The 13839-nt window shown below is 73.0% G+C and carries 9 protein-coding genes; 4 read left to right on the forward strand and 5 right to left on the reverse strand.

The features are described from left to right. Positions 1 to 159 precede the first annotated feature (159 nt). Together ACIA5C_RS28455 and ACIA5C_RS28460 are read left to right on the forward strand one after the other, a co-directional pair. Positions 160 to 693: a hypothetical protein gene (locus ACIA5C_RS28455; protein ID WP_396059898.1), complete on the forward strand. Its 534-nt coding sequence runs from the start codon at positions 160 to 162 to the stop codon at positions 691 to 693. 217 nt (positions 694 to 910) lie between these two features. Beyond that, on the forward strand, positions 911 to 3940 hold the full coding sequence (locus ACIA5C_RS28460; protein WP_396059900.1) for a BTAD domain-containing putative transcriptional regulator: 3030 nt from the start codon (positions 911 to 913) through the stop codon (positions 3938 to 3940). Here ACIA5C_RS28460 and mptB (ACIA5C_RS28465) read toward each other — a convergent pair. Both mptB (ACIA5C_RS28465) and mptB (ACIA5C_RS28470) read right to left on the reverse strand, forming a co-directional pair. Then, the gene (gene mptB, locus ACIA5C_RS28465; protein ID WP_396059902.1) at positions 3937 to 5391 is read right to left on the reverse strand and encodes a polyprenol phosphomannose-dependent alpha 1,6 mannosyltransferase MptB; all 1455 of its coding nucleotides are present in this window, start codon (positions 5389 to 5391) and stop codon (positions 3937 to 3939) included. The genes ACIA5C_RS28460 and mptB (ACIA5C_RS28465) overlap by 4 nt on opposite strands. Before the next feature lie 30 nt (positions 5392 to 5421). Next, the gene (mptB, locus tag ACIA5C_RS28470) at positions 5422 to 6786 is read right to left on the reverse strand and encodes a polyprenol phosphomannose-dependent alpha 1,6 mannosyltransferase MptB (RefSeq protein ID WP_396059904.1); all 1365 of its coding nucleotides are present in this window, start codon (positions 6784 to 6786) and stop codon (positions 5422 to 5424) included. A gap of 66 nt (positions 6787 to 6852) precedes the next feature. Between mptB (ACIA5C_RS28470) and ACIA5C_RS28475 the strand changes: the two genes are divergently transcribed. After that, on the forward strand, positions 6853 to 8379 hold the full coding sequence (locus tag ACIA5C_RS28475; protein ID WP_396059906.1) for a hypothetical protein: 1527 nt from the start codon (positions 6853 to 6855) through the stop codon (positions 8377 to 8379). A gap of 18 nt (positions 8380 to 8397) precedes the next feature. Beyond that, complete coding sequence (locus ACIA5C_RS28480; protein WP_396059908.1) at positions 8398 to 9201, forward strand: SAM-dependent methyltransferase; 804 nt, start codon at positions 8398 to 8400, stop codon at positions 9199 to 9201. Here the strand turns inward: ACIA5C_RS28480 and ACIA5C_RS28485 are convergent. The 3 genes from ACIA5C_RS28485 to ACIA5C_RS28495 are packed head-to-tail and all read right to left on the reverse strand — an operon-like array spanning position 9198 to position 13831. Next, on the reverse strand, positions 9198 to 9998 hold the full coding sequence (locus tag ACIA5C_RS28485) for a hypothetical protein (RefSeq protein WP_396059910.1): 801 nt from the start codon (positions 9996 to 9998) through the stop codon (positions 9198 to 9200). The genes ACIA5C_RS28480 and ACIA5C_RS28485 overlap by 4 nt on opposite strands. 50 nt (positions 9999 to 10048) lie before the next feature. Then, positions 10049 to 13018 (reverse strand): bifunctional [glutamine synthetase] adenylyltransferase/[glutamine synthetase]-adenylyl-L-tyrosine phosphorylase, encoded by a 2970-nt coding sequence (locus tag ACIA5C_RS28490; RefSeq protein ID WP_396059912.1) that lies wholly within the window; start codon positions 13016 to 13018, stop codon positions 10049 to 10051. Between the two features lie 27 nt (positions 13019 to 13045). After that, positions 13046 to 13831 (reverse strand): type 1 glutamine amidotransferase, encoded by a 786-nt coding sequence (locus tag ACIA5C_RS28495; protein WP_396059914.1) that lies wholly within the window; start codon positions 13829 to 13831, stop codon positions 13046 to 13048. Positions 13832 to 13839 lie beyond the last annotated feature (8 nt).

Consider the following 13839-nt stretch of genomic DNA (forward strand, 5'->3'; position numbering starts at 1 on the left):
ATCATGGTAGAAGTCGCAGCAAGACGGGCGCGATCGGCTGAACGCCCGAGGATCGGTTCCGGGCCGCACCTCGTTCCAGATGTCGTAGGGCCGGGTGCGCCGGGGCCGGAGCAACCGCACCCTCTAGCCACAATGGACGCCCTCCGACATGCTGGGAGCATGTGGGACCTGGCGACCATCTCCGCGGATCGGTGGCGCCTGGCCAACCGCACCGGCGGGCCGGCGCGCAACGTCGAGGTGACGTTTCGGGGCTCGCTCGACGGGCGGGGCTGGTTTGAGCGGGTCACCATCATGCCGTTGACGCTGGCCGCCGGGGGCGCGACCGAGATCCACATTTTGCGTTCCGACTCGGTCGGCTTCGTCGAGGTCACCTGGCTGGACCCGGGCGGCAAGGCGCAGCAGTGGACCCGGGACTGGACTGCGGACACCGGGCAGCGCCGCGTCCGTACCGCCGTGCTGCCGCTCGACCGCAAGACCGTGCTGCCGCTGCCCTACGAATATGATGCGGCCGAAGGGTTGTTCCGCACCCTCGGCTTCGTGCGCTTCGGCCCGGCCATGGTCACCACGGTCGACCACACGGCCGCCGACACCCCGGCCGGCCGCGACGAGTTCCTGAGTAAGGTTCTGCGGTTGCTGCTGGTACCGAACCGGCGCTTCCGCCGAATCTTGGGCAAAACCCAGCACATCGGGTGATTCGGCCGGCCCAGGCCGGGACCCGGTAGTCGAGACAGGACAGGAGGCCTGCCCGCGGGGCGGGCAGCGGCTGGTGGGACGCCGAGCGGCGGGATCGGACCGGGGCGGCGGCGATCAGCCGGCCGCGACTCCACGCGTCGTAGCCTCGGTAACGACTCATAGCGCGGAAGAACAGCGGAGACAGCGGCCGCGCGCGGCGGGAAGGCAGAATCATAGGGTGGACGTCGCGGTGCTGGGGCCGTTGGAGCTGCGCGACCGCGACGGGGAAGCGCTGCCGGTCGCGGGCGCGCGGCTCCGTGCGCTGCTGATTCTGCTCGCGCTCGACGCCAACCGGGTGGTGTCCACCGAGCGTCTCATCGACGGGGTCTGGGCCGATGAGCCGCCGGCCGCCGCCACCAATGCGCTCCAGGCGCTCGTGTCGCGCCTGCGCAGGACCACCGCCGAGCTGGTCGTCGAGGCCATGCCGAACGGCTACCGACTGGTCATCGACGCCGACCGGGTGGATGTGCACCGGTTCCTCCGGCTGGTGCAGCGGAGTCCGGCCGAGGCGCTCGCCCTGTGGCGGGGTGACCTCGACTTTCCGGAGGCCGCCCGCGCCGACGCCGTACGCCTCATCGAGCTGAAGCTCGCCGCCCAGCGTCGCCACCTGGCCGAGCAGATGACGCGGCGCGACGTCGTCCCCGAGCTCGAGGGGCTGGTCGCCGCCGATCCGCTCGACGAGCGGCTGGTCGTGCTGCTCATCCGGGCCCTGAAGGGCAACGGCCAGGTCAGCCGGGCGCTCGAGGTCTTCGCGGAGACGCGGCGCCGGCTGGCCGATCAGCTCGGCACCGATCCGAGCGCCGAGCTCGCCGAGCTGCACCTCGAGCTGCTCCGGGCCGACCCGCCGGTCCGGCGCGGCAACCTGCCCGCCGAGGTGAGCAGTTTCGTCGGGCGCGACTCGGACGTGCGTACGGTCAAGGAGTTGATCGCCGGGAACCGGCTGGTCACCCTCCTCGGCCCGGGTGGCAGCGGGAAGACCCGGCTGTCGGTCGAGGTCGGCAGCCGGCTGCCCGGTGAGGTGTGGCGGGTCGAGCTGGCGCCGCTGACCGACCCGACCGAGATACCGCAGGCGATCATGACGGCGTTGGGGCTGCGTGGGCAGGTGCAGCTGGGGCGGCCGGTGGCCAAGGCCGGTGACTCGCTGGTGGAGGCGCTGGCCGGACGCGAGATGTTGCTGATCCTCGACAACTGCGAGCACCTGGTCGCGGCGGCGGCCGAGGTGGGTGACGCGCTGCTGCGGGCGGCACCGGGGCTGCGCCTGCTGACGACGAGCCGCGAGCCGCTGGGCATTCCGGGCGAGCGCCTCCACGCGGTCGAGCCGTTGGCTCTCCCGCCGGTCGGTGCGGGCGCGTCGGTCGCTTCCGGGTTTCCTTCCGTACGCCTCCTGCTCGATCGCGCCGCCGCTTTCCGTCTCGCCGACGACAACGCCGAAGCCGTGGTCCGAGTCTGCCGGGCGCTCGACGGCATGCCGCTGGCGATCGAACTGGCCGCGGCCCGCCTGCGTACGCTGCCCGTCGCGGTCCTCGCCGACCGCCTGGCCGACCGGTTCCGCCTGCTGACCGGCGGCAGCCGGACCGCTCTCCCCCGCCACCAGACGCTGCGTGCGGTGGTCGACTGGAGCTGGGATCTGCTCGGCGAGGGCGAGCGGCGGCTGTGGCGGCGGTTCGCGCTGTTCCACGGCGGCGCCGACGTGACCATGGTCGAGCGGGTCTGCGACACCGACGTCGACCTGCTCGCGGCGCTGGTCGACAAGTCGTTGCTGGTGCTCGGCCCGGACGCGCGCTACCGCATGCTGGAGACGATCCGGGAGTACGGCCTGGAGCGGCTGGCCGAGGCCGGCGAGACCGAGTCGCAACGGCTCGCGCTGGCCCGCTACCTGCTCGCGCTGGCCACCGAGGCCGAGCCGCACCTGCGCGGCCGCGACCAGGTGGCCGCGCTGGGCCGGCTGGGCGAGGAGCACGACAACCTGCACGCCGCGGTCCGGGCCGCGATCGACGCCGGCGACGGGGCGACCGCCTACGCGCTGGTGGCCCGCCTGGGCTGGTACTGGTGGCTGAGCGGCCATCGCATCGAGGGCGCGACCCTCGCCTCCGAGGTGACCACGCTGCCCTACGCCGCGGCCGACTCCGAGGACGTCGGGCTGAGCCACACCTTCGCGGCGATCAACGGTCTCGAGGGCGCGATCGCCATCGACGAGGTGCAACGCCACTTCTTCGCCGCCGAGGCGCACGGCGCCGGACCGGACGCCCGGCACCCCGGCCTGCGCCTCATCCGGCCGCTGGCCGGCGTCTTCGAGCAGCCGGATGCGTCGGCGGGGTTCGAGGCGGTCGAGCCGCTCTTCGACGACCCGGATCCGTGGCTGCGGGCCACCGCCCGGATGATCACGGCGCATCTGCGGCTGAACTTCGGGCAGAGCAGCGAGTCGGCCGCGGCCGACATGCGGGAGGCGCTGGCCGGCTTCCGGGCCATCGGCGAACGCTGGGGCATCGGCTTCTCGCTCAGCGCGCTCGGCGACATGGCGGCCGCCGACGGTGACTTCGCGCAGGCCGTCCGCTGGCAGTACGAGGCGCTGGCCCTGGTCCGCGAGGTCGGCATCCGCGAGGACCTCCCGCAGATGGAGGTCAAACTGGCCCACCAGCTGTGGATGGCGGGCGAACTGGCCGAGGCGCGCCGCATGCTCAAGCAGTCGCGGCAGTCGGCCGAGGAGATCGGGCTGCCCGAGGTGCTGGCGTCGGTGCAGTCCGGTTACGCCACGTTCGCCCGGCTCGAAGGCAACCTCGACGAGGCCCGGGCGGCGGTGGCGGTGGCGGCCGAGCGGATGGAAAATCCGACCTTCGCCCCGCAGTTCCGGGCGCAGACCCGCAGCACGATGGGTTCGATCGAGGCGGCGGCGGGCGACTTCTCGGCGGCCCGGTCGCATCATGCGGCGGCGCTGCGGCTCGCGGTGGCCTCCCGCGACCAGCCGGTGATCGCGTTCGCGCTGGTCGGGGTGGCCGATCTGGCGTTGCGTCAGGGCGACCCGGAGCAGGCGGCGTTCCTGCTCGGAGCCGCCGACGCCGTACGCGGATCGCGGGACCGGTCGGTGCCCGACACCGACCGGATCATCGTTCAGGCGCGCGCCGCACTGGGCGACGCCGGCTTTGCCGACGCGTACGGGAAAGCAGCGGAAGTGACAGTCGCCACCGCGACCGAGATCGCGGGTTTTTAATCGGCCCGGATCTCTTCCGGTGCCGACGTGCGCCTGCGGATCAGCCAGACCGACAGCGCGACCATGCCGGCGGTCATCAGCAGCGCGCCCTGGGTCTTGGTCTGCAGCGCGATGTTGTAGCCGTCGGAGAGCGCGAGCACCGACACGACCGCGGCGGGCGCCAGCACCCAGCGGGTCAGGATCTTCTCGTCGCCGGTCCAGGTGGCGGCCAGCGCGGCGAGCGGCCACACCGCGTACCACGGGTGGAAGACCGGTGCCAGCAGCACGGTGGCGGCCAGCGCGTACGCCGCGTGCTGCAGCGGGGAGGAAGCCGCCCGCGCCCGCCACCAGAGCACCACCAGCAACGGGAGCAGCAGCACCGTGCACACCAGCCGGACCGCCGGCACGAGGTCGACCTGGGCGAACGGCGAGACGAGCCGGGACAGGGTCAGCCCGAGCGCGGTCGGCGGTGACGTCCATTCGACCGTGTCGCCGCTGCGCAGCAGGCCGTTGACCCAGCCCAGGCCGAGGCCGGAGAGCAGGCTGAGCGCGCCGAGGGCGAGCACGGCGCCGCCGCCGGCCAGCGCGGCCGGGCGCCACAGCCGGCGCAGCGGGGTGCCCGTCGGCACGGCCGCGAGCACCACGAACGGCAGGACCACGCCGGCGGTCGCCTTGACACCGGCGGCCAGGCCGATCAGCGCGCCGGCCGCGAGCAGCGCGGCCGGGCTCAGACGGCCGGCGGCCGGGCCCTGACGGCCGGCGGCATTGTTGTGGCCGGCGGCCACGGCGAGGCCGGCGGCCAGCAGGCCGACCATGAGCGCGTCGTTGTGCATGCCGGACACGAAGTGGATCAGCACGAGCGGACTGGCCAGCACGATCCAGGTGGCCCGGGCCGGGTCGGCGCCGACCCGCCGGGCCAGCACCGGCACGGCGGCGGCCATCAGCGCGACGCCGGCCAGCGCGATCAGCCGCAGGCCGGCCAGCGTGACGACGAGGTGCTCGCCGGGGGTGACGGTCAGCCCGGCGAGCAGGAGGAACAGCGGACCGTACGGCGCGGTCGTGTCGCGCCACACCGGCGAGACCGACATCTCCCACGGGCAGCCGAGTTGGTTCGTGGTCACGTGGTAGGGGTCGCCGCCCCAGTGCTGCACCCAGCCCTGACACGCGTACGAATAGGCGTCCTCGCTGCCCAGCGGCGCGAACGGCAGCAGCGGCAGCGCCCACAGGGCGGCCGTGACCAGCGCCCACCGGGTCGACGGCACCACTCGGCGGCCGGCCCACCAGGCCCACACCACCAGCGCGAGCCCGAGCGTCCAGAAGATCGGCAGCGCGACGCCGTGCTCGCCGCCGTAGAGCCGGACGAGGTTGAGATTGTGGCCGCGGGTGAAACCGGCACCGCCGAGGCGGGCACCGACGGCCAGGGAGATGCTGCCCGCGAGCCCTAGGTAGCGGACGAGGCGGGGGCTGGGCACGCGGGCCAGCCTACGGGAGGCGGTCCACCGTCACGGCCCTGTGCGGGCCCAGCGTGGGCTGGGCCACGCCGCGCGCACCGCGAGGACCAGCAGGAACAAGGTCATCAGGACCGCGCCCTGGGTCCGGGTGGCGAGCGCCAGGTTGTAGCCGTCCGGCAGGCACAGTGCCGCCGCGACCGCGGGCGGCAGCACCAGCCACAACGTCTCGCGCCGCACGGTCGCGGCCAGCACAGCGAGCGGCCACGTCGCGTACCACGGGTGGAAGACCGGGGCGAGCACGACGGTCGCGGCGAGGGCCAGACCGGCGTAGAGCAGGGGGTCGGCGCGCTGGGCACGCCACCACAACGCGACCAGGACGATCACCAGAGCGGCGATGCCGATCACCCGGGTGACGGGTACGGCGTCGACCCCGAACAGCCGGAACACGATCCCGACCGCGGTCGACGGTGACGTCCACTGCACCGAGACGCCGCTGCCCTCCAGCCCGGTGATCCATCCCAGGCCGCGGCCCGAGAGGGCCGTCACGAGCACGAGCACGCCGACGACGCCCAGCAGTAGTTCAGCCGAGGCGCGGAGCAGCATTTTTCGCTGGTCCCCGTTCATCCACAGGAGGACGGCGAACGGCACGGCCACGATCGCGGTCGCTTTCACCCCGACGGCGAGCCCGAAGAAGAGCCCGGCCAGCAGCAGCTTCCGGTCGGCGGCCAACGCCAGCGCCGCCACCACAAAACCGACCATCACCGCGTCGTTGTGGGCCCCCGAGATCAGATGGATCGGGACCAACGGGCAGGCCAGGGCCAGCCACACCGCCCGGGACAGCGGAACACCGGACCGGCGGGCCAGCGCCGGCAGGCTCACCGCGATCAGGCCGACCCCCGCCACGGCGATCACCCGCAGGGCGATCAGCGTGCCGACCAGCGAACCGCCCAGCTTGGCCGCCGCGCCCGCCAGCACCAGGAAGACCGGACCGTAGGGGGCCGGGGAGGACAGCCAGGTCGGCGCGACGGCGTCGCGCCAGGGGCAACCCACAAGATCAACCCCACCGGCGTACGGGTCGAGGCCCGCCGCCTGCTGCCAGCCCTGGCACGCGTACGAGTAGGCGTCGTAGCTGCCCAGCGGCAGGAAGAACAGCAGCGGCAGCGCCCACAGGCCGGCCGTCACGTACGCCCAGCGGGCCGACGGCACCGATCGCCGGCCGGCCCACCAGGCACCGATCAGGAACACCGTGCCGAGCAGCCAGGACAGCGGGGCGAGGACGCCGTTCGTGCCGTGGAAGATCGTGGTCGGCGTCATCGTCGGGTGCCACGGGCTGCGCGCGCCGCCCCGGTAGGCGGCGATCGCCAGAAGCAGGCTTCCCGCCAGGCCCACATATCGGACGACGGCGGGTCGGAACATGGCGAGCACCCTACCGTGACGTGCCCGGATCCAGGACCCGAGCGCCCGACCCCTAGGATCGGCCGGGTGTGGGCCCGTCGACGGCTGGAGTGGATCACCGCCGTGGTCGCGGCGGTGCTCGCTGTCGCGTACACCCTGGCCCCGCGGATGGGTTCCGACCTGGCCGCCCAGACCGCGCGGGCGCTGTTCTTCGCCGGGCACGGCTACACGCCGGTCGACCTGAGGTGGTACGCGGGGGTTGACCAGCTGGGCTACAGCCTGGTGTCGCAGCCGCTGATGGCGCTGTTCGGGGTGCGGGTGACCGGCGCGCTCGCCCTGATCGTGACCGCGGTGCTGTTCGCGATTTTGGCGCGGCGCACCGGCGCGGCCCGCCCGTGGCTCGGTGCGCTGGCCGGCACGGTCTGCATCGCGGCCAATCTGGTGAGCGGCCGGGTGACGTACGCGCTGGGGGTCATGCTGGCGATAGCCGCGCTGACTGCCTTGACCGCATCGCCCAGGCTGCGTCTTCTCGCCCCCGTGGCGGCGTTTCTGGCCTCGGCGACCAGCCCGGTCGCCGGTCTCTTCGTCGGTCTGGCCGGCGTCGCTCTGCTCCTCAGCTCGAGGGTCAGGACGGGCCTCGGCATCGCCGTCCCGGCCGCCGTGCCGCTGATCGTCACCGCGGGACTCCTCGGCGACGGCGGCTGGATGAACATCAGCCACGCCGACATCGTCCGCGCCATGATCGCGAGCCTGGCCGTGGCCGCTGTCGTGCCGATCCGCCCGGTGCGCATCGGCGCTGTTCTGAGCGCGGCGGGCGTGCTCGCCGCCGGGCTGATCCACACCCCGGTCGGGCTGAACGCGACCCGCCTGGCCGTCATGTTCGCGGTCCCGGTGCTGGCCGGCTGGGCCGTCCTCCCCCGCCGTGTGCCCCGCCTGGTGCTCGTCGGAGTGCTGCTCGTCGTCTGCTTCGTCGAGCCGCCGGTCGTGACCGCCGACATCGAGGACATCGGCAACCCGACCGCCGATCGCGCCTACTTCGCCCCGCTGATCGACCGTCTCGGCCGGGAACGCCTGACCGGCCGGGTGGAGATCCCGTCGACCCGCGACTACTGGGAGGCCGCCTACCTGGGCGACATCCCGCTGGCCCGCGGGTGGTTGCGCCAGGCCGACATCGACCGCAACCCGCTCTTCTTCACCACCATCCCGGGGGCGTCCGGCACGGGCGTACCCCTGGACGCCACCACCTACCGTGACTGGCTCGCCCGGCAGGCCGTGCAGTTCGTCGCCGTGCCCGACGCCGTGCTGACCTGGAGCGGCAAGCCGGAGGCGGCCCTGGTCGGCGGCGGCCTGCCCTATCTGACCGAGGTGTGGAGCGGGGCGCACTGGCGGCTCTACGCGGTCGCCGACCCGCAGCCGATCGTCGGCGCCCCCGGTTCGCTGACCGGTTACACCGCGGCCTCGCTGACCATCGACGCCCCGGCGGCCGGTGACATCGAGGTGCGGGTCCGCTACTACCGCTGGCTGCACGCTTCCGGTCAGGCCGTGGTGCGCAGATCCGGCGCCTGGACCGTCCTTCACGTTCCCGGTCCCGGCCGATACGAGCTCACCAGCTAGGGCGGCTATCGTTCCCCTGTGGATCAAAATACCGCGATCGACACCACGGTCGCCCACCCCGCACGGCGCTACAACTACTGGCTCGGTGGCAAGGACAACTTCGCGGCCGACCGGGCCTCCGGCGACGAACTCGAGCGCTTGTTCCCCAAGGTCCGGCTGGGTGCGCTCGCCAACCGGGCGCTGCTGCAGCGGGCCACCCGGTTCCTGGCCGCCGAGGCCGGCATCCGGCAGTTCCTCGACATCGGCACCGGCCTGCCGACCGCCGACAACACCCACGAGGTGGCGCAGACCGTCGCCCCCGACAGCCGGATCGTGTACGTCGACAACGACCCCCTCGTGATGAGTCACGCGCGGGCGCTGCTGACCAGCACGGGAGAGGGGCGTACGGCCTACCTCGAGGCCGACCTCAACGACCCGGAGGCCATCCTGGCCGACCCGGTCCTGCGGGACACCCTCGACCTGTCCCAGCCGGTCGGCCTGATGCTGATCGCCGTCCTGCACTTCGTGCACGGCCACGGCGCCGCCCGTCCGATCGTCCAACGGCTGCTCGAGGCCCTGCCCTCCGGCAGCTACCTGGTCGCCACGCACGCCACCCAGGATTTCGGCACGCCCGAGCAGCAGGCGCTCTACCAGCAGATCCTCGAAGAGGGCAAGACCGACGTCTGGACCCGGCCGAAGGCCGAGTTCGCCGCCCTCTTCGACGGCCTCGAACTGGTCGACCCGGGCGTCGTGCCGGCCAGCGAATGGCGCCCCGCGCCGGACGAGGAGCTCCCGGAACGCTCGGACATCAACGTGTGGACGGCGGTCGGCCGCAAGCCCTAGAGCGAAACCGCCGTTCGCCGGAGGGCGTACAGGGTGATGGCGGCCGCCACGACCAGGGGTGCGCCGTCGCGGATCAGGCCGTCGACGCCGAGCAGGATGCGGCACAGCGGGAGGTCGAAGGCCAGGACCATCAGCGTCACCCAGGTCAGTGTCGTGCGGGCGCGGTGGCTGCCGCGGCGCAGGAAGATGGCGGACAGCAGGGCGACGTAGCTGACCGCGATGCCGGCCAGGATCCAGAAGACCACGGCCAGGGTCCACTCCAGGCGGTGCCGCAGCGTGCCCGCCGCGATCAGCGCCGGCACCAGCATCAGCGGGCTGTAACTGAAGGAGGCCAGGCGGGCGGTCAGGACCCACGGGTCGCCCGGCGGGGCCTCGCGGAAGCTCAGGCCCTCACGGGTCACGACCGGGCGGCGCGGCTGATGGATCAGGTGGGCGTCGACGGCCGGGTGGCGGTAGAGCAGGACCACCACGGTCAGGCAGAGCAGGGTGAGCACGCCGAAGCCGATCAGGCCGGGCAGCGGCGGGCGGCCGGAGGCCGGGACGATCAGGCGGCCGACGGCGAACAGCGTGGTCATCGAAAGGATCAGGCTCAACGGCTTGGCGGTGGCCCGGGCCCGGCGGACCTGGGAGATCAACACCAGCCAGCCGAGCGTACGGGCGAAGGCCCAGGCCGTACGGACCGCGAAGCCGGCGCCGTGGTCCGGGGCGTACCAGAAGTTGAGCACCTCGACCACGACGGTGGCCGCGGCCGTGGCGACCAGCAGGGCCGTGAGGACGCGGACCGGGCGGGGAGTCATGGTGAGGGCATTACCCGGGCCGCGCCGTCGTCACGCCGGGTGGGGCGCGGTCAGCTTTCCAGGACGCGCTCGGTGGCGGCTCGGGAGCGCCTGGTCAGCCTCAGGTAGCGATCGACGAACTCGCCCGGGTCGCCTCCGCCCAGGAGTTGCACCACGCCGGCCAGCTCCGCCCCGTGCGTGGGCAGCTGGTCGGTCGGACGGCCGCGCACCAGGGTCAGCGCGTTGCGGACCTGAGCGGCCAGGGTCCACCCCGATGCCATCGCCGCCGCGTCGGCCTTGTCGACCAGGTCGGACTGCAGTTCGGCGGTCAGGGCCTCCAGCGTGCGGGTCTTGCGCAGGTCGGGCAGCGCGTACGCGTGCCGCAGCTGCGTCAGCTGGACCGCCCACTCGACGTCGGCCAGGCCGCCGCGGCCCAGCTTGGTGTGGGTGTTCGGGTCGGCGCCGCGGGGCAGGCGTTCGGTTTCGACGCGGGCCTTGATGCGGCGGATCTCGGTGACCTGTTCGCGGGTGAGGCCGCCCGCCGGGTAGCGCATCGTGTCGGCCAGAGCCTCGAATTCGCGGCCCAGCGACTCGTCGCCGCAGACGAAGCGGGCCCGCAGCAGCGCCTGCGCCTCCCACACCTTCGACCAGCGCGCGTAGTACTGCTGGTAGGCGTCGAGGCTGCGCACCAGCGGCCCCTGCCGGCCCTCCGGCCGCAGGTCGGCGTCGATGCCGAGGGGCGGGTCGGGCGCCGGCGAATTCAGCAGACGACGAAGGTCCTCGGCGATGGCGTGGGCCGTGGCGGAGGCGCCACCGGAGACGACGAAGAGAACGTCGGCGTCCGACGGATAACTCATCTCGTATCCGCCCAGACGCCCCATCCCGATGATGGCGAACTGGCCGTCGAACGCGTGAGACGACCGCGCGATGGTCAGCGCCGCGTTCAGCGTGGCATCGGTGACGTCGGACAGCGCGATCCCGACCGCGTCCACATCGAGCGTCTGCGCCGGCGCCAGATCTCCACCCCGACTGAGGATGTCGGCACACGCGATGCGGAACAGCTCCCGCCGCCGCCGCGCCCGTACGGCGGCGATCGCCTTGTCCGGGTCTCCCGCATAGCGCGAGGCCGCGTTGTCGAAGCCCTCCAGCAGTGACGACCGCGACCGCGGCAGCAACTCGGCGTCGTCGGCCAGCAGCCGCAGAGCCTCCGGGTCGCGGGTGAGCAGGTCCGTCGCGTACCGGGAAAGGCCGAGAACCCGCGCCAGGCGCCGGGCCACCGGGCCGGCGTCGCGCAGCAGCCGCAGGTACCACGGCGTGCTGCCCAACTTGTCGGAGACGTGCCGGTAGTTGAGCAGTCCGCGATCGGGCTCGGGCGAGTCGGCGAAGTCCTGCAGCAGCATCGGCAGCAGCGTGCGCTGGATCGCCGCGGTGCGCGTCACCCCGCCGGTCAGCGCCTGAAGGTGGCGCAGAGCGGCGGCCGGATCGGCGAAGCCGAGCACCTCCAGGCGGTGGCGGGCCGACTCCGTGGTCATCCGCAACTCGGACGCCGGCACCCGGGCGACCGACTCGAGCAGCGGACGGTAGAGCAGCTTGACATGCAGCCGGCGGACCTGGGCGGCGTGCCCGACCCAGTCGGCCCGGAACGCCTCGACCGCGTCCTGCCCCGGCATCGCCGTGTAGCCGAGGGCCGCCGCCAGCCAGCGCAACCCGGCCGGATCGTCGGGCACGGTGTGCGTACGCCTCAAGCCCTGCAGTTGCAGGCGGTGTTCGACGCCGCGCAGGAACCGGTAACCCCGCAGCAGGGTCTCGCCGTCCTGCCGCCCGACGTAACCGCCCGCGACCAGCGCGCGAAGCGCGGGGAGCGTGCCCGGCACCCGCAGGCTCTCGTCGACCCGGCCGTGCACCAGCTGCAGCAGCTGGACCGCGAACTCGATGTCGCGCAGCCCTCCCGGTCCCCGCTTGATCTCGCGGTCGACCTTGTCCTTGGGCACGTTCGCGATGATCTTGCGGCGCATGTCGCGCACGTCGTCGACCGCCTCCGGGCGTTCGGCCGCGTGCCAGACCAGCGGCGCCAGGTCGTCGATCCACTCCTTGGCCAGCTCGAGGTCGCCGGCCGCCGGACGCGCCTTGAGCAGCGCCTGGAACTCCCAGGTGCGAGCCCATCGACGGTAGTAGGCCTGGTGGCTGGCGAGCGTGCGGACCAGCGGTCCGCGGCTGCCCTCGGGGCGCAGCGCGGCGTCGACCGGCCACGCGACGTGCCCGCAGATCTCGATCAGCCGGGCGGCGACGGTCGTGCCCCCGCTCAGGTCTTCGTCGCTGCGGGCGACGAAGATGACGTCGACGTCGGAGACGTAGTTGAGTTCGTTGCCGCCACACTTGCCCATCGCGACGACGGCAAGATGAGGATCGGCCGGCAATCCGGCGACCGCTATGCCGTACGCCGCCGCCAGGGTCTCGTCGGCCAGCCTCGACAACGCGGCCATGGTGGGCTCGAGGCCCCGCCCGCCGGTCAGATCGGCCGCGGCGATCCGCAGAAGGCCGGCCCGGTAGGCCCGCCGCAACTCGGGAATCTTGTCCGATCGGGCCGACAGGCGCCCCTCGGCGTTCGGCGGCAACCCACTCGGTCCGGTCGCCAGCACCCGCCACTCGTCCGGCTCGGCGACCAGATGATCACCGAGGGCCGACGACGCCCCGAGCACCGCGATCAGGCGTCGCCGCAGGCCGTGATCTCTGCTCAACGCGCCGAGCAGCTCCGCCGTCGCGGCGTTCGCCACGATCTCGCCGGCCGGCCCGGTGACCTTCTCGCCGTTGCTGCGGGCCGCCGCCCGGCCGACCGCGTCGACGATGCGGTGCAGCTGGCGCAGGGCCAGGTTGGGGTCGGCGGCCTTGGACAGCGACTGCAGCAGTTCCGCCGCGTCGGTGCCGGTCGGGCCCTGCGCCTGGAGGTCCCACAGTTGCAGCCCCTTGGGCCCGAGCAGCTCGTCGGCCCGGATCCCGTCATCGGTGAAGCCGTACCGGGCCAGCCGGCTGAGCCTGTTCACTGGCGCGCTGTTCACTGGCCCACTGTTTCACTGGCCCAGGATCGGAAGAGTGCGGCCGGTGCCGGCGTCCGGAATGTCGGCGTCCGGAAGCTCGCCGAGCACCAGGGCGGCGAACCGGGCCGCGAACGGCTGCCAGACCTCTTCCACGTCGGCCAGGATCCCGGCGGTCGCGTAGACCACCGCCTCGGCGTCGAAGCCCAGCTCCTCGAGGGTGGCGGCGTCGTCGGCCGCCCAGTGCTCGATCATCGCGGTGTCGCACTCGATGTGGAACTGCACGCCCCACGCCCGGTCGCCGAGCCGGAACGCCTGATGCGGATAGCGGCTCGAAGCGGCGAGCAGGACCGCCCGCAGCGGCAGCTCGGTGATCTCGTCACGGTGCCACTGGATCACGTCGGGCAGCAGCGGCACCCACTTGAACAGCGGGTCGGTGTCGGCCGCGTCGCGCTTGCCGACCAGGCCCGGCCCGATCTCGGGACCCGAGGTGCTGCGCTCGACCAGGCCGCCGTGGGCCTGGGCCAGCAGCTGCGCGCCGAGGCAGACGGCGAGCGTCGGCACCCGGTTGCGGACCGCCTTACGCAGAAGATTTTCCAGTTCCGGGAACCAGGGCGCGCCGGGCGCGCCATCCGGTCCCGCGTACGCCGTCTGGTCGCCCCCGAGGACAACGACCCCCAGGTAGTCGTCCAGGCTCTCGGGCAGCGCGTCGCCGGCGTGCGGGCGCAGCACGGTCAGCTCCAGCCCGGCCCCGGTCAGCCACTCACCCAGCCGGCCCAGGCCGTCGGTCGGATCGTTCTCGATGACAAGTGCGGTTCCCACGGCATCGA

Origin of the sequence: Actinoplanes sp. NPDC051343, from assembly GCF_044455125.1 — a bacterium.
Classification (GTDB): Bacteria; Actinomycetota; Actinomycetes; order Mycobacteriales; family Micromonosporaceae; genus Actinoplanes.